19 protein-coding genes are annotated in these 17994 nt (G+C 68.4%); 7 read left to right on the forward strand and 12 right to left on the reverse strand.

Annotated elements, in window-relative coordinates:
- Window positions 1-132 precede the first annotated feature (132 nt).
- Complete coding sequence (locus C0099_RS14170) at window positions 133-1344, forward strand: exo-beta-N-acetylmuramidase NamZ family protein (RefSeq protein WP_102248028.1); 1212 nt, start codon at window positions 133-135, stop codon at window positions 1342-1344.
- A 6-nt stretch (window positions 1345-1350) separates the two neighbouring features.
- Here the strand turns inward: C0099_RS14170 and C0099_RS14175 are convergent, their stop codons facing one another.
- Together C0099_RS14175 and C0099_RS14180 are read right to left on the reverse strand one after the other, a co-directional pair.
- Window positions 1351-1788: a PaaI family thioesterase gene (locus C0099_RS14175; RefSeq protein WP_102248029.1), complete on the reverse strand. Its 438-nt coding sequence runs from the start codon at window positions 1786-1788 to the stop codon at window positions 1351-1353.
- A gap of 45 nt (window positions 1789-1833) precedes the next feature.
- Window positions 1834-2415, reverse strand: coding sequence for an LOG family protein (locus C0099_RS14180; protein ID WP_102248030.1), 582 nt, complete (start codon window positions 2413-2415; stop codon window positions 1834-1836).
- 221 nt (window positions 2416-2636) lie between these two features.
- On the opposite strand from C0099_RS14180, the gene selD reads away from it, so the two are divergent.
- Together selD and C0099_RS14190 are read left to right on the forward strand one after the other, a co-directional pair.
- The gene (selD, locus tag C0099_RS14185) at window positions 2637-3677 is read left to right on the forward strand and encodes a selenide, water dikinase SelD (RefSeq protein ID WP_102248031.1); all 1041 of its coding nucleotides are present in this window, start codon (window positions 2637-2639) and stop codon (window positions 3675-3677) included.
- A gap of 88 nt (window positions 3678-3765) precedes the next feature.
- On the forward strand, window positions 3766-4992 hold the full coding sequence (locus C0099_RS14190) for an MFS transporter (RefSeq protein WP_102248032.1): 1227 nt from the start codon (window positions 3766-3768) through the stop codon (window positions 4990-4992).
- Window positions 4993-5017: 25 nt separating this feature from the next.
- Here C0099_RS14190 and C0099_RS14195 read toward each other — a convergent pair whose 3' ends face one another.
- The 4 genes from C0099_RS14195 to C0099_RS14210 are packed head-to-tail and all read right to left on the reverse strand — an operon-like array spanning window position 5018 to window position 7122.
- Entirely contained in the window at window positions 5018-5599 is a 582-nt protein-coding gene (locus C0099_RS14195; RefSeq protein WP_102248033.1) for a molybdopterin-dependent oxidoreductase, read from the reverse strand.
- A 49-nt stretch (window positions 5600-5648) separates the two neighbouring features.
- On the reverse strand, window positions 5649-6080 hold the full coding sequence (locus C0099_RS14200; protein ID WP_102248034.1) for a cupin domain-containing protein: 432 nt from the start codon (window positions 6078-6080) through the stop codon (window positions 5649-5651).
- On the reverse strand, window positions 6077-6754 hold the full coding sequence (locus C0099_RS14205; RefSeq protein ID WP_228151603.1) for a class I SAM-dependent methyltransferase: 678 nt from the start codon (window positions 6752-6754) through the stop codon (window positions 6077-6079). The genes C0099_RS14200 and C0099_RS14205 overlap by 4 nt, the downstream gene beginning before the upstream one ends.
- On the reverse strand, window positions 6751-7122 hold the full coding sequence (locus C0099_RS14210; protein WP_102248035.1) for a thioredoxin family protein: 372 nt from the start codon (window positions 7120-7122) through the stop codon (window positions 6751-6753). Before C0099_RS14210 ends, C0099_RS14205 begins: the two co-directional genes overlap by 4 nt.
- 64 nt (window positions 7123-7186) lie before the next feature.
- On the opposite strand from C0099_RS14210, the gene C0099_RS14215 reads away from it, so the two are divergent.
- Window positions 7187-7741 (forward strand): DUF924 family protein, encoded by a 555-nt coding sequence (locus tag C0099_RS14215; RefSeq protein WP_102248036.1) that lies wholly within the window; start codon window positions 7187-7189, stop codon window positions 7739-7741.
- Entirely contained in the window at window positions 7741-8124 is a 384-nt protein-coding gene (locus C0099_RS14220) for a cupin domain-containing protein (protein ID WP_102248037.1), read from the forward strand. Before C0099_RS14215 ends, C0099_RS14220 begins: the two co-directional genes overlap by 1 nt.
- A gap of 6 nt (window positions 8125-8130) precedes the next feature.
- On the opposite strand, the gene C0099_RS14225 is transcribed toward C0099_RS14220, so the two are convergent.
- The 3 genes from C0099_RS14225 to C0099_RS14235 form a co-directional block, all read right to left on the reverse strand.
- A complete protein-coding gene (locus C0099_RS14225; protein WP_102248038.1) occupies window positions 8131-8580 on the reverse strand; it encodes a methyltransferase family protein in 450 nt (149 codons plus the stop codon).
- A gap of 47 nt (window positions 8581-8627) precedes the next feature.
- On the reverse strand, window positions 8628-9830 hold the full coding sequence (locus C0099_RS14230) for an ammonium transporter (RefSeq protein ID WP_102248039.1): 1203 nt from the start codon (window positions 9828-9830) through the stop codon (window positions 8628-8630).
- A 203-nt stretch (window positions 9831-10033) separates the two neighbouring features.
- Window positions 10034-11515, reverse strand: a complete 1482-nt coding sequence (locus C0099_RS14235) for an AAA family ATPase (RefSeq protein ID WP_102248040.1) — start codon at window positions 11513-11515, stop codon at window positions 10034-10036.
- A gap of 193 nt (window positions 11516-11708) precedes the next feature.
- Here C0099_RS14235 and C0099_RS14240 point away from each other — a divergent pair, with 193 nt between their 5' ends.
- A complete protein-coding gene (locus tag C0099_RS14240; RefSeq protein WP_164084946.1) occupies window positions 11709-12644 on the forward strand; it encodes an HDOD domain-containing protein in 936 nt (311 codons plus the stop codon).
- On the opposite strand, the gene C0099_RS14245 is transcribed toward C0099_RS14240, so the two are convergent.
- Window positions 12641-13405, reverse strand: a complete 765-nt coding sequence (locus C0099_RS14245; protein WP_123785277.1) for a class I SAM-dependent methyltransferase — start codon at window positions 13403-13405, stop codon at window positions 12641-12643. The two genes, C0099_RS14240 and C0099_RS14245, sit on opposite strands and share 4 nt — an antisense overlap.
- A gap of 209 nt (window positions 13406-13614) precedes the next feature.
- Here C0099_RS14245 and C0099_RS14250 point away from each other — a divergent pair, with 209 nt between their 5' ends.
- Window positions 13615-15036, forward strand: a complete 1422-nt coding sequence (locus C0099_RS14250) for an alanine/glycine:cation symporter family protein (RefSeq protein WP_102248043.1) — start codon at window positions 13615-13617, stop codon at window positions 15034-15036.
- A gap of 31 nt (window positions 15037-15067) precedes the next feature.
- On the opposite strand, the gene C0099_RS14255 is transcribed toward C0099_RS14250, so the two are convergent.
- Together C0099_RS14255 and C0099_RS14260 are read right to left on the reverse strand one after the other, a co-directional pair.
- Complete coding sequence (locus tag C0099_RS14255; protein WP_199797620.1) at window positions 15068-16693, reverse strand: BCCT family transporter; 1626 nt, start codon at window positions 16691-16693, stop codon at window positions 15068-15070.
- 84 nt (window positions 16694-16777) lie between these two features.
- Complete coding sequence (locus C0099_RS14260) at window positions 16778-17953, reverse strand: lactonase family protein (protein WP_102248044.1); 1176 nt, start codon at window positions 17951-17953, stop codon at window positions 16778-16780.
- Between the last annotated feature and the right edge of the window lie 41 nt (window positions 17954-17994).

Genomic DNA, 17994 nt, shown 5'->3' on the forward strand with positions numbered 1-17994 from the left:
TTGCAAACGCCGCGTAGCCACTTGTTTCAGATCATGAACGCACGCCCGGTCCGCCGATCGCGGCGCCGGGCGCGTTAAGATGCGAGCCTTGTGCGACAGTCCGGCGACGCCGCTTCACCCGCCGCTCACACCATGAAACAAGCCTTCCGCACCGGTCTCGACCGCCTGCTCGACGACGCCTCGCTGCGCGGCGCGCTGGCCGGCCGACGCGTCGCCCTGCTCGCCCACCCGGCCTCGGTCACGCCAGGACTGAGCCACGCGCTCGACGCGCTCGACGCACTGCCCGAAATCCGGCTGACGGCCGCCTTCGGGCCGCAACACGGGCTGCGCGGCGACAAGCAGGACAACATGGTGGAGTCGGCCGACTTCATCGACCCGCGCCACGGCATTCCGGTGTTCAGCCTGTACGGCGAGGTGCGCCGCCCCACCGCGCGCATGATGGAGAGCTTCGACGTGCTGCTGGTGGATCTGCAGGATCTGGGCTGCCGCATCTACACCTTCATCACGACGCTGCGCTATGTGCTCGAAGAAGCCGCCCGCCACGGCAAGAGCGTGTGGGTGCTCGACCGCCCCAACCCCGCCGGGCGGCCAGTCGAGGGCCTGACCTTGCGCGCAGGCTGGGAGAGTTTCGTGGGCGCAGGCCCGATGCCGATGCGCCACGGCATGACGATGGGGGAACTGGCGCGCTGGTTCGTCGCGCACCTGGAACTCGACGTCGATCTGCAGGTGATCGCGATGGGTGGATGGCAGCCCGAGGCCGCACCCGGCTTCGGCTGGCCCGAGGATCGCGCATGGATCAACCCCAGCCCCAACGCGCCCAATCTGGCGATGGCGCGCTGCTACGCCGGCACGGTGATGCTCGAAGGCACGACGCTCTCCGAAGGGCGCGGCACGACGCGGCCGCTGGAACTGTTCGGCGCGCCGGACGTGGACGCCGAGGCGCTGATCGCCACCATGCACACGCTGGCGCCGCAGTGGCTCGCCGGCTGCACGCTGCGCGCGTGCTGGTTCGAACCGACCTTCCACAAGCACGCCGGAACGCTGTGCAGCGGCGTGCACATCCACGTCGACACGCCTGCCTACGACCACGCCGCCTTCCGCCCGTGGCGGCTGCAAGCCCTGGCGTTCAAGGCCCTCCGACACCTCTGCCCGGACTATCCGCTGTGGCGCGACTTCCCCTACGAGTACGAACACAAGCGCCTCGCCATCGACCTGATCAACGGCAGTGCTCTGCTGCGCGAGTGGGTGGACGATGCGGGCGCATGCCCGGCCGATCTCGACGAGATCGCCGGGCGCGACGAACGCGCATGGGCGGAGCTTCGTCGCGAATTCCTGCTGTACTGAAGGCCTTTAGCCGCGCGGATAGAGAATCATCTCGGTGCAGCGAAACAGCGCGATGCGCCGCCCGCTGGCCTCGTCGAACACCTCGGCGTCCCACACCTGGGTGGTGCGTCCGGCATGCACCGGGCGCGCTTCGCTGCGGATCGCGCCCTCGCGCACGGTGCCGAGGAAGTTGCTCTTGAGTTCGATCGTCGTGAAGCCGGACGCGTCCTCGGGCAGATGCGCGATGGTGCCGAAGCCGCAGGAGGTGTCGGCCAGCGCGATCACCGTGGCGGCGTGCAGATAGCCGTTGGTGGCCATCAGTTCGGGGCGCACCGTCAGACGCGCCTTGACCAGGCCGGCTTCCAGATGAGTGAACTCGATACCGAAGTGACCCGGCAGATGCGTCCCCTGCGCGCGCTGCTGCAGGGCGTCCAGATTCATGCCGGGCGCCAGTCGAATGCTCATGGATCCTCCGTATCAGTTTGATCGCCGCAGTCTACCGCCCGTGCATCAGACCTCGCCGCGGCCCAGCCAGCGGTCCACATCCGGCGGCTGCCAGGCGGCGAAACGCTCGAGTAACGCATCCGGATCGTCGGCCACCTGCAGCACCGCACGTACGCTGGGCGCGAGCAGGCCTTCGTCGCGCGCATGATCGAGGAAGCCGAGCAGGCCGTCGTAGTAGCCGGCGACGTTGAGTACGCCGCAGGGCTTGCGGTGAAAACCCAGTTGCGCCCAGGTCCAGATCTCGAACAGTTCCTCGAAGGTGCCGATGCCGCCGGGCAGCGCGACAAAGCCGTCCGCGCGGTCGGCCATGACCGTCTTGCGCTCGTGCATCGAGCGCGTGACGATCAGCTCGGTGATGTTCGGGTGGGCCAGCTCCTTCTTCATCAGCGACTCGGGAATCACGCCCACGACCTCGCCGCCGGCGGCGATCGCCGCATCGGCCACCGCGCCCATCAGCCCGACCGAAGCGCCGCCATAGACCAGACCCAGTCCGCGCCGCGCCAGCGCAGCACCGAAGGCGCGCGCGGCCGCAGCATACTCGGGCCGTCGTCCGGGGGCCGAACCGCAATACACGCAGATGCTTCGCATCGAATTCCCCTGTTCCCGCAAACCTCGATTATCGGCGCAAGCACGCGCGGACGCATCCCGTGCCGGAGCCGCGTAGGCCGACTACCGGTTCGACCCGCGCCACGGCCCACGCACGCACAAGCAGTCATCCCGGCCGGCACCGAGTTGGCGCCGGGCGCGCCGGCACGCTAGCATCGCGGCTTCTCCCGCTCTGCGGGCAACACGCATTCCGGAAGCCCACGATGGACGACATCCGACTCACCCAGTTCTCCCATGGCGGCGGTTGCGGCTGCAAGATCGCGCCGGCCCTGCTCACGCAAATGCTCGGCGCCATCCCGCCCGGCATCGTGCCACCCGAACTGCTGGTCGGCACCGAGCATGCAGACGACGCAGCCGTGTATCGCATCAACGAGCGCCAGGCCATCGTCGCGACCACCGATTTCTTCACGCCCATCGTCGACGATCCCTTCGACTTCGGGCGCATCGCTGCGACCAATGCACTGTCCGACGTCTACGCCATGGGCGCGCAGCCGATCATGGCGCTGGCGGTGCTCGGCATGCCCATCGACAAGCTGCCACCGCAAGTCATCGGACGCATCCTCGAAGGCGGCGCCGCCGTGTGTCGCGACGCCGGCATTCCGCTCGCCGGCGGACATTCGATCGACGTGCTCGAACCCATCTACGGGCTGATCGGGCTCGGCCTGGTCGACCCCGCGGAGGTCAAGACCAATGCCGGCGCGCGCGCCGGCGACGTGCTGATCCTCTCCAAACCACTGGGCATCGGCGTGCTCTCGGCCGGGCTCAAGAAGGCACGGCTGTCGGACGCCGACTACGCCGAGATGGTGCGCTGGACGACCACGCTCAACCGCGTCGGCACGCATCTGGCGAAGATGGGCGGCGTGCACGCGATGACCGACGTCACCGGCTTCGGCCTGGCCGGCCACCTGCTGGAGATGTGCCGCGGCTCGAACGTTGCGGCCGAACTCGACGCGCACCGCCTGCCCTTCATCGACGCGGCCCTCGCGCTGGCGCAAGACGGCGTGGCCACCGGCGCGTCCGGCCGCAACTGGGCGAGCTACGGCGCGTCCGTCGTGCTGCCGGCCGACGCGCCGCCGTGGCTGCGCACGCTGGTGACCGACCCGCAGACCAGCGGCGGCCTGCTGATCGCCTGCGAGGCGGCAGCCGAGGATGCGGTGCTGGCCGCGATCCGCGAGACCCAGGGCAACGAGGGCTGGGTCATCGGCCGCATGGGCGCGGGCGAGGCGCGCGTGACGCTGGGCTGAAGCCGCCACACCCGGCCCACAGGAATTTTCAGCCATCGCGTGCCGGCTGCGGCGACGATGGGGTTTTCGCCCGGTCCGGAGACTTTCGATGTTCCGCTCCATCGCCCGACCCGACATCCTCGCCGTGACGCTGGCTGCCGCCGGCATCCTGATGGTGACCATGGGCACGCGCCAGTCACTGGGCCTGTACGTCGGCCCGCTCAACACCACCACCGGGCTCGGCATCGCCAGCATCAGCCTGGCGCTGGCCGTGGCGCAGTTCACCTGGGGGGCGATCCAGCCGTTCGCGGGCGCGGCGGCCGACCGCTGGGGGCCGGGGCCGGTGCTGGTCGCCTCGCTGCTGCTGCTGGCCGCCGGAGCGGCGCTCACCCCGTTCATGGATTCGACCTGGGGGCTGGTGTTGTCGCTGGGCCTGGTCACCGCCATCGGTTCGGGCGCGGGCAGTTTCTCGGTACTGATCGGCGCGGCCGCGCAGCGCATGCCGGCCGCCGCGCGCGGCACCGCCTCGGGGGTGATCAATGCCGGAGGCTCGTTCGGACAGTTCGTGTTCGCGCCGCTGCTGCAGAAGCTCATCCAGAGCATCGGCTGGATGGGCTCGCTGTGGGCGATGGCGCTGATGACGCTGGCCGCGCTGCCGCTGGTGCGACGCCTCACCCGCGTGCCACGCCGGCCCGAGGCGCCGTCCGAGGCACACCCGGACAACGGCGTGATGGCTGCACTGGGGGGCGCGATGCGCGACCGCAGCTATCTGCTGCTGCACCTGGGCTTTTTCACTTGCGGTTTCCACATCGCCTTCCTGGTCACCCACCTGCCCACCGAGGTGGATCTGTGCGGCCTGCCGCCCAACGTGGCGAGCTGGTCGCTGGCCATCATCGGTCTGGCCAACATTGCCGGCAGCCTGTATGCGGGCGCCTGCGTGTCGCGCTATCGCAGCAAGTACGTGCTGGCGTGGATGTACGGTTCGCGCGCGGCGCTGATCGGGCTGTACCTGATGGCGCCGCAGACCCCGCTGACCTTCTACCTGTTCGCGGCCGGCCTGGGCTTTACCTGGCTGGCTACGGTGCCGCCCACCGCGGCCATCGTCGGCAAGCTCTTCGGCGTGCGCCACATGGGCACGCTGTTCGGGCTGACGCTGCTGTCGCACCAGATCGGCGGCTTTCTCGGCGCGTGGCTGGGCGGGCTGGCCGTGACCGAGTTCGGCGACTTCAGGTGGATGTGGTACGCCGACATGGCACTGGCGGCGGCCGCCGCACTGGTGAACCTGCCCATCCGCGAGGCACCGGTGATACCCGAGCCCAGGCCGAACGCCGCGTGACGGACGGCGTCCTGGCGCGAGCGCATCAGGCCGGCGCAACCTCGATGTGATACAGCCCCCAGGGGCAGTCGGCGAAGCGTTCGGCGAGCGGCCGCTCCATCATGCCCGCGACGCGCGCCGGATCGTAGACGGCCCACAGCGGCCCGACACCGCCGAGCGCGAGCGGCGCGCCATCGAGATGCGTGGCGACGATGAAGCGCCGCTCGCGCGCCTCGTCGAGATTCAGCCGGGCGCCGTAACCGTCGAGCGCGCGCAGCATCAGTTCGGCGTCGTGGAGCGCGACACCGGCGGCCTTGAGCACCGTGGTGAGCAGCGGCCCGGTCAGCCGATGCGGCTGCCCGTCGTACTCCACCTGGGGTTCGATGCTCACCGTGGGCAGGGTCGCCAGCGCAGCGTAATCGAAGGTCTGGGCGCGCTCGAACTCGATGCCGTGCTTGTGCATGAGTTGATCGAGTGCGCCGCGCGGTCCGCGATTGCCGTTGGCGATGGCGCCACTGACGGTCAGCAGCACCGGCGCCGGGCGCGGTGCGGCGGCACCGGCAGGCGTGATGAACGGCGCGACGGCGACCGCAGTGGCCGCCGTCGCGATGAACGCACGTCGTTGCATGATTCCACTTCCTCGTTGTTGTCCTGATCCGTCGCGGGACCCGATCAGTCTATTGTTTCTCGACCACCGGCAGGCCGCCGATGCCCGCGTAGAACACCACGATCTCCGCCGTGGTATCGCCTTCGTTGCGGCCGTAATGCCACTTGTCGACGAGTTCGACGATGGTGTCACCGGCCTTCATGTGCAGCGTGTCTCCGTCCTCGGAAATCACCGTCAGTTCGCCCGCGAGCAGCACGCCGGCATTGATCACCGGATGCTTGTGCATGGGCAGCGCGGCCCCGGCCGGAATGCGATAGCGCATGATCGAGATCTCGGGCTGGGCGCGCGGATAGGTCGGCAGCGCCGAGCCGTCCCAGCTTTGCGTGGTGCGCGTGAGCACCTTCGCCTCGATCTTCGACGCTTCGAGCTGCGGCGTGGCGTCCGCCCAGGCGCTACTGGCGGCGAACGCGGCGAACGCGAACAGCGTGCATGCGATCTTCATCGGTCCTCTCCCTGAACACGTTCATGCGCGTCCGGCTTGAGCAGCACCGCCACGTCGCGCCGCGGCAAGCAAAGCCGCGCGCCCCAGCGTAACGCGAGCCAGCCGAACGTCTCGTCGGCGAAGAATACGACATGCGTCGGGTCACGGCGATAGTGCCAGCTGCGAAAGCGCTCGTCGTCGAGCACGCGGGCGCTCTGCACGACCAGCACGCCACCGGGTGCGAGCAGGGACCACAGGCGGTCCAGCTCAACGCCGGGTGCGAACAAATGCTCGACCACTTCGGTACACGTAATGAAGTCGTAGCTACGTTCGAACACGCGCATGTCCGGCGCGTAGAACGGATCGTAGGCATCCATCGCGTAACCGGCTTCGCACGCCATCGCGACCAGGGCCGGACCGGGCCCGCAGCCGAAATCCAGGCCATGGGCGGGCGGCGGCACGCGCATGCGCACCTCGTCGAGGCTGCGCGACAGGAAGGCGCGGTAGCGCGGATCGGCCGGATCGTTCTCGTGGCGGTCATACTCTGCCCGCTCGCGATCCGGTGACGGACGCAGCGACGCATCGAGAAAGACCAGCCCGCACCCGGCGCAGCGAAAATAAAGCCGCCCGTCGCAAGCGATCGGGCGGCCGTCAACGCCCGCGCACAGCGGGCATGCGGGCGGATTCTCGATCACGCACCGCTCTGCTTGTCCGCTTCCACTTCCGCGCGTACCTTCTCCATGTCGAGCTCACGCACACCGGCGATGATGCGCTCGAGCGCGCTCGCGGGCAGCGCACCGGACTGGCGGAAGACCATCACGCCGTCGCGGATGGCAGCGATCGTCGGAATCGAACGCACCTCGAAGGCACCGGCCAGTTCGCGCTGCGCCTCGGTGTCGATCTTGCCGAAGACGATGTCCGGATGGGCTTCGGAGGCGGCCTCGAAGGTCGGCGCGAAGCTGCGGCAAGGCGCACACCACTCGGCCCAGAAATCGAGCAGCACGATGCCACCGGCCTCGACGATGGCGTTGAAGTTCTCGGCGGTGATTTCGCGGGTGGCCATGGGTACCTCCTTGAGTATTAGCGCAACTGATCATAAATTCTTCCAACTCGAGCGTCACCCTATCATGTACATCCAGACGACCGCCCCCACCGATATCCTGCACTACTGGTTCGAAACCCTCACGCCCAAGGACTGGTGGCGCAAGGACGAGGACATCGACCGCCACATCCACGAACGCTTCGGCGCCACACTGCTCGCCGCGAGCCGCTGCGAACTGTACGAGTGGCGCGAGAGCCCGCACGGACGCCTGGCCGAGATCATCGTGCTCGACCAGTTCCCGCGGCACATCCACCGCGACGCTCCGCAGGCCTTCGCCACCGACGGCATCGCGCTGGCACTGGCGCAGGAGGCCGTGCGCATCGGCGCCGACGAAGGTCTCACCGGCGCCGAACGCGCCTTCCTGTACATGCCCTACATGCACAGCGAGTCACGCGCGATCCACCAGATCGCGGTGCGCCTGTTCGACCAGCCCGGCCTCGAGGACAACCTCAAGTTCGCCCACGCCCACAAGGCCATCATCGACCTGTTCGGTCGTTATCCGCACCGCAACCACATCCTCGGGCGCGAGACCACCGCCGAAGAGGCGGTCTTCCTCGCCCAGCCCGGTTCGAGCTTCTGATGGATGCGCAGATCGCGCACGACGAGGGCGACGAGTATTTCTTCCGCGAGGGCTGTCACATCACCGAGTGGTGGAACCGCAGCGAAGACGGCGCCGCGTCGATCGCGCGCGTTCGCGTGGAGGCGGGCGTGGCGACGCGCTGGCACCGGCTGGCCGGAGTCACCGAGCGCTACGTGATCCTGTCTGGCCGTGGACGGGTCGAGGTCGGCGACAGCGACCGCTTGTGCGAGGAGATCGGCCCCGGCGACGTGGTGTTGATCCCGCCCGACACGCTGCAACGCATCACCGCCGGTACCGACGGTGAACTGCTGTTCCTTGCCGTGTGCACGCCGCGCTTCACGCCGGCTTGCTATGAAGAGCCGGATCGGCCATCCACCGCCTGAGACGCATCAGATCCACCGCCGCACGCGGCGCCGATAGGCTTCGAACGCGTCACCGAAGCGCACACGCAGCGCCGCTTCCTCGGCCGGAATCTGCACACGGTCGATCCACGCGACGAACAGCAACACCCATGGCGCGGCGGCGAAGCTGCCCAGCCACAGCGCCCACGCCGCGAGCAGCAGCACGTCACCCAGATAGATCGGATTGCGCGAGAAGGCGAACACGCCGCGCGTCACCAGCGTCGTCGTACGCTCGGGCCGTGTCGGATTGACCGTGGTGCGCACGCGCGTCAGCTCGATCACGGCGAAGACCATCACCGCCAGTGCACCCGCCGCCAGAACCCCCGCGAGCGGCATCATCGCCGACCACTCGACACGGGCGATCGGAAAAACACGGTCGGCCGCAAACATCAGCAGACCGACCAACAGGGCGACGACGGGCGGTGGCAGAAAACGCATCAGGCAGGCCCAGCAATGAGAGAGCCCACTATACCTACACCGTCTGCTCAGAAGCCCGCTTCGCGCTCCGGGGTCGCGGAGATGTTGTGGATCGACAGGTCCGCACCGCGGAACTCGTCCTCCTGCCCCAGACGCAGTCCGACCACGGCACGGATGGCCCCGTACACCAGCAGGCCGCCGACGAACGCGAACACGATACCGGCAAGCGATCCAATGAGCTGCGACATGAAGCTCACGCCGCCCAGGCCACCCAGCGCGGTGCTGCCGAAGATGCCGGCAGCAATGCCACCCCAGGCTCCACACAGGCCGTGCAGCGGCCACACGCCGAGCACGTCGTCGATCTTCCAGCGGTTCTGCGTGATCGTGAACAGCCGGACGAACAGCACACCGGCGACCAGTCCGATGGCCAGCGCGCCGATCGGGTGCACGATGTCCGACCCCGCGCAGATCGCCACCAGCCCGGCCAGCGGGCCGTTATGCACGAAGCCCGGGTCGTTGCGCCCGGCCGCCAGCGCGGCGAGCGTGCCGCCAACCATCGCCATCACGGAATTGACTGCGACCAGGCCGCTGATGCCCTCGACCGTCTGCGCACTCATCACGTTGAAGCCGAACCAGCCCACGGTGAGAATCCACGCCCCCAGCGCGAGGAAGGGAATACTCGACGGCGGATGCGCCGCGATGCCGCCGCTCTTGCTGTAGCGGCCGCTGCGCGCCCCCAGCAGCAGCACCGCCGCCAGCGCGATCCAGCCGCCCACGGCATGCACCACGATGCTCCCGGCGAAGTCGTGAAAGCTCGCGCCAAAGGTGGCTTCCAGCCAGTCCTGGAAGCCGAAGTTGCCGTTCCACACGATGCCCTCGAAGAACGGATAGACCAGCCCCACCAGCAGCGCCGTGGCCGCCAGCTGCGGGTAGAAGCGCGCGCGCTCGGCGATGCCTCCGGAGACGATGGCAGGAATCGCCGCGGCGAAGGTCATCAGGAAGAAGAACTTCACCAGGTCGTAGCCGCTCTTGTCGGTCAGTGCCTCGGCGCTGGCGAAGAAGTCGATGCCGTAGGCCACGGCATAGCCGACGAAGAAATAGGCCACGGCCGAGACGCTGAAATCGACGAGGATCTTCACCAGCGCATTGACCTGGTTCTTGCGGCGTACCGTGCCCACCTCGAGGAAAGCGAAGCCGGCATGCATCGCCAGCACCATGATGGCGCCGAGCAGCACGAAGAGCACGTCGGCGGAAGTCTGGAACTGCTCCATGGGATTCTCCGATTGCACAAAATCGGGGAGACCAAAGCAGTTCGCGTGCCAATCCGGTGCATGCGTGCAGAATCAGGCGTACGACGCACGATCGGGGGCCACTATCGCGGCATGACGCACTCATCAGGTGCGCGCGATTCTCCATGCGCATCATTGCGGTGCGCTGCGCCCCGTTGCGGGGCGACTCGCGGCGCAGACCAAGCTTATGGTGTCTGCTCGCGCGCCGAGGCCGACACGGCGCGCTCCATCGACCACGCGCGCAAAGCCTTGATCTGCTCGGACATGGTGCGCGACAGCGGCACCATGCGCGACATCGCCCACATCACGTCACGCTCGGTCAGCGCACGATGCTCCTGCCAGGAGCGCACGACGCCGGCACGCACCCCCTGCTCGATCTCGGAGCCGCTCCAGCTCTTGGTGATCGCCGCCAGGGCGGCGAGATTGAAGCCGGCCGGGTCGGCGCCATTGGCGCGCAGGTGGATGTCGAGAATGTGCATGCGCTCGCGCTCGGTGGGCAGATCGAGGAAGAACAGCTGGTCGAAGCGGCCCTTGCGGATGACCTCTGCGGGCAGCTTCTCGATGCGGTTGGCGGTGGCGACGACGAACACGCCCGGCGGCTTTTCCTGCATCCAGGTGAGAAAGCTGGAGAAGATGTTGGGGTTGGTACCGCCGCCGCGCAGCTGCGTGTCGTAGCCGAAGCTGTTCTCCATCTCGTCGATCCACAGCACCAGCGGCGCGATCTGCTCGGCCACGCGCAACGCGTGGTCGAAGGCGTATTCGGGCGAGCCGTAGGCGCCGGAGAGCACCAGGTTCATGTCCAGACGCACCAGCGGCAGTCGCCAGGCGCCGGCGATGACCTTGGCCGCCATGCTCTTGCCGCAGCCGCTCACGCCCATGAACAGCACGCCGGCCGGCAGCGGCACCCGGTGCTCGGCGTCGCCGCCGGCGAACAGGGGCGCGCGTGCCTCGACCCACTGCTTGAGATTCTCCAGCCCGCCCACGCGATCGAGGTCGACGGTCTCCGGCACGTAGCGCAGGCAGGCCTCGCGCATCAGCACCGCAGCCTTTTCCTCGCGCACCTCGGCCAGCGCCGCGTCGGTGTCCAGACGCCCCTCGACCGCCAGCCTGCGCATCAGATGACGCACCTCGTTGAGCATCATGCCCTTCATCGCCGCGGCCAGTGCCGCCGCCAGTGTGCCGTCCAGGCCCGGCGCGGCGGCGTCGACTTCGGCGCGGATCTCGGCCTCCGAAGGCACGCCGATGTCGACGAGGAAGACCTCGCGCTCGAGTGTCGCCGGCAGGACATGCTCTCCGCAGGACAGGAACACGCAACCGCCGCCCCCGGCCAGGGTGTGATAGGCGTCGCGCAGCGCACGCACCAGCTCGGGGCGGTCGGCGAGCAGCAGCGGCAGATCCTTGAACAGGGCGAAGCAGCGGTCGCCCTGCGCGATGACGTGGCGCAGGGCGGCGAGCGGGTCGGCCAGCGTCGCATCGGTCGCGCCGTCCGTGCGCAGGCCCTGGGTCAGCGTCCACACGGCCAGCGAGCGCCCCGCCTCGGCGGCGAAGCCGGCCAGCACGGCCTCGATGCGCGCCTCGTCCTGGCCACGCACATGCACCAGCGGATGACCGCCGTCGAGCGCCTTGCGGATGCGCACCAGGTGCGCGGCTTCGTTGCGGTCGGCCATCTTGTGGGTCCGGTGGGTGGGGAATGTCGACCAAGCATGCAACGCCGCAGCCTGCGAGTCAAAAAGCGCCATGTGCGGGCCCCGCCAAGCCGCGGCCAGGGCCACGAGGTGCAGGGCTGGTCATGTGGCGATGTCGGGTGCATGATGACGATGTATTCCTGCGCGAAGCCACAACCGCGAGAGGATGAGACCGATGAACACCGACGCCATCACCCGGCCACGCCACGAGGTCTTGCGCTCTGTCCGTCGCTTTCTGGCGCGCGCGAGTCAACTGCCCAGCCCGCAGGGCACGGCGCTGAGTTTGATTGAACTTGCGCAGGATCCCACCGCCGGCCTGGGCGAGATCGTCGAAGTGATCCGCAGCGACCCTGCGCTGACGGCATTCGTGCTGCGCGCGGCCACCACCGCCCGTCATCGTCCGATGCGCGGCACGCTCAGCATCGAGGTCGCGGTGCAACGCCTGGGCACCTGCGTGATCCGCATCCATGCATTGGTGCTGTCGCTGATTCCACAATGCGAACGTATGCGCTGCGAAGGCTTCGACTATCACCGCTTCTGGATTGCCTCTTTGCACACCGCCTTGCTCGCCGAGGCGCTGGCCGCGCGCCTCGCGGACCGCTCGGCCGACGAGGGCTTTACGCTGGGCCTGCTTGCCGGCATCGGCCGGCTCGCCTTCGCCACCGCTGAACCGGAAGAGTACGCCCGCCTTCTCGCCTTCGCGCGCCAGTCCGGCAGCGAAATCGAAACGCTCGAACGTGAGGCCTTCGGCTTCGACCACGACGAACTCGCGGCCGTGCTGCTCACCGACTGGACCCTGCCGAGTTCGATGGCCGACATCGTTTACTGGCAACGCGATCCCGAGGGCGGCGGCTTCGCGGCCGGCTCCACGCAGGCGCTGCTGGCCGACAGCCTGTATCTGGCACGACTGCTCGCCGAGCGCATGTTCACCGACGACACCGACGGTACGCTGCGCGCGATCGCGCGCCGCCGGGCCGCCACCCTGGGCATCGGCCCGGCCGATCTGCAGCGCCTCTTCGAGATGTCGCTGCTGCCGCTACGGCAGTGGTCGATCATGATCGGCCTGCCGATGCCGCCGATTGATCCCGGTCGGCTCAAGCTCGCCGACTAGACCCGCCGCATGGCGTACACGACGAAGGCCGGATGCCGCTGGGAAGTGGCCACCCGTACTTCGCGCAAGGCCACGTCGAATCCGGCCGCGGCCACCCGCGCGGCGATGTCGTGCACGCTGTGTCGCCAGAAGGTCAGCACCGACTTCGGCCCACTCGCGCGGCTGTCGTGATACTCGGCTTCGCCATCCACGATGACCCGCCCGTCCTCGATGCGCGCCAAGCGCCGCGTTACTGGGATGTCGTACAAGGGCACGCTGAATACCAGCGCTCCTCCGGGGCGCAGGATGCGCGCGCATTCGGCATATCCGGCAAGATCGTCGGGAACATGCTCGAAGACCTGGTTCGACGTCACCAGATCGAGCGAGGCGTCGGCGAACGAGGTGGCCTGTACGTCCTCGCAGCGCACGCCGTCGACCAACGTGCCCGAGGCCACGCCCTCGAAATACTCGCTGGCGACCACGTCGGGCAGTTCGCGCCGCAGGAAATCCAGCGTCGCGCCGTAGGTCGACATCTCCCACGCCTTACGCACCGGCGTGCCCGCCATGTGCTCGCGGATCACCGGAATCAGGCTCAGATTGGTGCCGTTGGCACGACAGCGCAGACAGCGCGTCATGAACGGATCGGGACGCAGCGACACGAACACGCGCCCGCCGCAATTGGGGCAGCGCCCGCGCCCGACGCGCCAGCCCAGCGGCGAGCCGGCCCAGCCGAGATAGCGTAGCGCGGCGCGCCAGCGTGGAGCGAGGGAGGATGGGATCAACTGGTCGCCACCGGCAAGAGTCGCAGTGGCGCGAACTTAACACGAGCATGTCCAGGCCGGCTGCGACGATTGTGCCGCCGGCGGGGCTCCGCTAGCATCGGTTCGAACGATGTCCGGGCGGGCCGCGGGCGCGCCCTCCAGCCCTCATGCGCGCGGCGCATGCGGCTCACCCTGCGGCCTGCGCCGCAGACCAGACGGAGCGCGCCGACATGACCCTGGTGATCGACTTCCTCAACGACATCCTGTGGGGCTACGTCCTCGTCTACGGTCTGCTCGCGGTGGGCGTGTTCTTCACGCTGCGGCTGGGCTTCCTGCAGTTCCGGCACTTCCCGGAGATGATCCGCTCGATCACCGGCTCGCGCGAACACGACGCCGGCGGCATCACCCCGTTCCAGGCGCTATGCACCAGCCTCGCCTCGCGCGTGGGCACCGGCAATCTCGCGGGTGTCGCGGTGGCGATCGCGCTGGGCGGGCCGGGTGCGATCTTCTGGATGTGGATGGTGGCGCTGGTCGGCATGGCAACGGCCTATGCCGAGAGTACGCTGGCGCAACTGTACAAGGTACGCGGACACAGCGATCACGGCCTGTATCGTGGCGGACCGGCCTTCTACATCGCCCGCGGGCTGAAGATGCCGTGGCTGGCGGTGGCCTTCTCGCTGTGTCTGATCCTCGCCTTCGGGCTGGTCTTCAACGCGGTACAGGCCAATTCCATCGCCGAGGCGATCGAGGGCGCCTTCGGCGTGCCCAAGATGGGGGTGGGCGTGGGCGTCGCGGTGCTCGCCGGCATCGTGATCTTCGGCGGCATCCGCAAGATCGCGCGCGTGGCCGAGCTGGTGATACCCGTCATGGCCGCGCTGTACCTGCTGATGGCGCTCGTCATCCTGGCGATGAACCTCTCCGAGGTGCCGGCCGCCATCGCGCTGATACTCAAGAGCGCCTTCGGCATCGAGCAGGCCTTCGGCGGCGTCCTCGGTGCGATGCTCAACGGCATCAAGCGCGGCCTGTTCTCGAACGAGGCCGGCATGGGCTCGGCCCCCAACATCGCCGCGGTCGCCGTGCCGCAACCCCACCACCCGTCGTCGCAGGGTTTCGTGCAGGCACTGGGCGTGTTCATCGACACCCTCTTGATCTGCACCGCGACGGCCGTCGTGATCCTGCTCTCGGGCGTGTTCACCCCGGGGAGCGAGCTGACCGGCATCGTGCTGACGCAGGCGGCGGTCGAATCGCAGATCGGCAGCTTCGGGCGCTACTTCATCGCCGTCGCGATCTTCTTCTTCGCCTTCACGTCGATCATCGGCAACTATTCCTACGCGGAGAACGCGCTGGCCTACCTCGGCCTGGACGGGCGGACCGGCATCACGGTGCTGCGCTGCGGCGTGCTGGCGATGGTGCTGTGGGGCGCGTGGGAGGCGGTCGCGACGGTGTTCAATGCGGCCGACGCTGCAATGGGTCTGATGGCGACGATCAACCTGATCGCCATCGTCCTGCTGTCCAAACTGGTCGTGAAGCTCACGCGCGACTACTTCGCGCAGAAGGCCGCCGGCCGGGAGCCGCGCTTCAACGCCGACGACTATCCCGAACTGGCCGACCAGATCGACACCACCATCTGGCGCGGCCGCGGGAAGGAATGACCGCCGCCTCACCGTACCGGCGAACCCCAGCTCAGACCTCGCGCGACTGCGGCGGCGCGTCCGCTTGGAGCGGCGACGCCGCCTGACGCTCCGCCTCGAGTCGCGCCTCCTCGGCCTCGACCAGCCGCTGCATGCGCTCCCACATGATGGCCTCGTGCAGTTCGCGCTGGCGACGCTCGTCGCGCAGCGCCTTGAGCAGCGAGGCGGCCATGAACAGCATCAGCACCATGAAGGGAAAGGCGGCGACGATGGACATGGTCTGCAGCGCGGCCAGCCCGCCGGAGAGCAGCAGCACGCCGGCCACCGCCACCTGGATGACGCCCCAGCTCAGGCGCAGAAGGCGGCTGGGCACGAGCGCGCCGCGACTGGTGAACATGCCCAGCACGAAGGTCGCCGAGTTGGCCGAGGTGATCACGAACAGCACGATGAGCACCAGCATCGCCACGCCCAGCACATCGGCGCCGGGCAGCCAGTCGAGCGTCGCGAACAGCGCCGAGCTCATCTCGACGACGACCGCATCGCCGATCCCGGCCCCGTCGAACATCTCGAAGTACAGCGCCGAACCGCCGAAGGTCGCGAACCACAGCGCGCTGAGCAGTACCGGCATGCCGATCACGCCCAGCACGAACTCGCGGATCGTGCGGCCACGCGAGATGCGAGCGATGAAGCTGCCCACGAACGGCGCCCACGACAGCCCCCAGGCCCAGTAGAAGATGGTCCAGCGCTCGACCCAGTCGTCACCCGTGTACGGGGTCATCAGCAGGCTCATGCCGATCATGTTGGCGAAATAGTCGCCGATGGCGTTGGTCATCGCCGCGGTGATGAAGTCGGTCGGCCCCGTGAAGAACACGAACAGCAGCAGCACCGCGGCGAGCACCATGTTGGCATCGCTGACGTAGCGCACGCCGCTCTCCAGCGGAAGCAGCGAACACAGCAGGAACACCACGGTGATGCCACCGAGAATCTTGAGCTGTGGCGCGACGCCGAAGGCCACGTCGCCCACCGCGCCCAGACCGCTGTTGATCTGGATCACCCCCAGGCCCAGGGTGGTCGCGACGCCGAACACCGTGGACACCACCGCCAGCACGTTGATGGCGTGACCCAGCGATCCGCCCGCGCGATCTCCGATGCTGGCACGGAAAGTCTCGCTGATCAGCCCGGGACGCTGCTGACGGAAGCGCACGTAGGCGATCGCCAGGCCGACCACGGCGAAGTTGGCCCACTGGTGAAAGCCCCAGTGGAACAGCGAATACTGCATGGCCAGCCGCGCGGCCTCGGCGCTGCGCGCATCGGCGCGGCCCAGCGGCGGCTCGACGTAATGCGTCATCGGCTCGGCCACGCCCCAGAACACCAGGCCGACGCCCATGCCGGCCGAAAAGATCATGCCCAGCCAGGTCGGATACGAGAACTCGGGCACTTCGCCGTCGGCCCCCAGACGGATGCGGCCATAGTCCGACAGCGCCACGCTGAGGCAGAACACCAGAAAGCCGGTGGTGGCGAAGAGGTAGAGCCAGCCGAAATGCGTCGTCGTGAACTCGAGCGCACGCGCGGCCGAACCGGCCAGCGCATCGGGTCGTGCGACCCCGATGCCGACGAACGCGGCGAGCACCAGCACCGACCATACGAACACCCAACCCGGACCACGCCGTTCCGACACCGCAACTCTCCTGCCAATCACAGCGTGCGATGGTACCCGTGGCACGCGCGACGTCCACCGCACACGGCCTCGACCGGGGCCCGATCAGCGTCGCACGCGGCCTGCGATCCAGCGCAATGGTGCCGTCACCCGCCACGACAGGCTGGCCTCGATGGCACGCAAGCGTTCCGTCGCCTGATGCCACGCCGCGATGTCCGAACGGCGCGCACGCGCGGCCTCGCGCAGGACGATCGCACGCAGGCGTTCGACTTCCGCGCCCGCGTCCGCCCCGTTCGCCGCAGACCGGACCGGGACGAAGGGTTTCAGATCGACGAAGGCCAGCGGGCACTCCTCGCACGTGATCGCCATGACCCGCCCGGCGGGGTCGAGTGCAATGCCTTTGGGCCCACCTTCCTTGGGATTGTGGCGGCCGCGCAGATAGGTCCCGTCGTCGAGCACGCGCAGCGACCGCGCGGCCGTGCGCCGACCCTCCCAGCCCGCGTCACCGCGCGCGAAGAGGTGCACGCAGGGCGCGCCCGCGTCTGCGACGAGGATGTGTCCGTCGTCCGGCATGAAGCGCACACCATGCGGATAGGCGATCCCCTGCAGCACGCCCTCGGGCTCAGATACGGCATCGAGATCGATGCGGTTGCGATACAGGCAGACGCAGTGGTGTTCGTGGTTCGAGATCGCGATCCATGCCCCATCGTGGCTGACGGCGACCCCGTCGGGAACGCCCAGTCCGGCATGCAGCAACACGCAACTGCTGCGGATCGCATAGTCGGCGCGGGCGTCGAGCAGATGACGCGTGACGCGGTCGACGTAGTTGTTGCACACCAGGGCTTCATAGAGATCGGCGCCGACGCGCACGACACTGACCGACCCCGGGGTCATCACCTGGTCCGGCCCCTTCGCACGCAGCGCCTGCAGCACCTCGACTTCGCGCACCCCATCCGCACCGATCCCGGCAGGGGGCTCGACGACCAGCACGTCGCCCTCGCGGTTGGCCACCATCACGGTCCGCTCGTCGATCCAGAACACCCCGTGCGGGCAACGAAAAGCCGCGCAACGCACTTCCACCGCACGCGTCAATGCCAGCTGCGGCACATCGCCGTCACCAATGGTCACATCGATCACCAGCAAGGCATCGCGCCCGAACGCAGCCAGCGCGATGCGCCGCCCGTCGGGCGACCAATGCACGTCCTCGCTGCGGCCGATGGCGGCCAGCGCCGCACGCACGGCCGGCGCCACGTCGAACTGCAGAAAGAGGGCTGAATCCATCGCGGTTGCCCCCCGTTTGCGGAGGAACAATGAAGTGACCC

Source organism: Pseudazoarcus pumilus, from assembly GCF_002872475.1.
Classification (GTDB): domain Bacteria; phylum Pseudomonadota; class Gammaproteobacteria; order Burkholderiales; family Rhodocyclaceae; genus Pseudazoarcus; species Pseudazoarcus pumilus.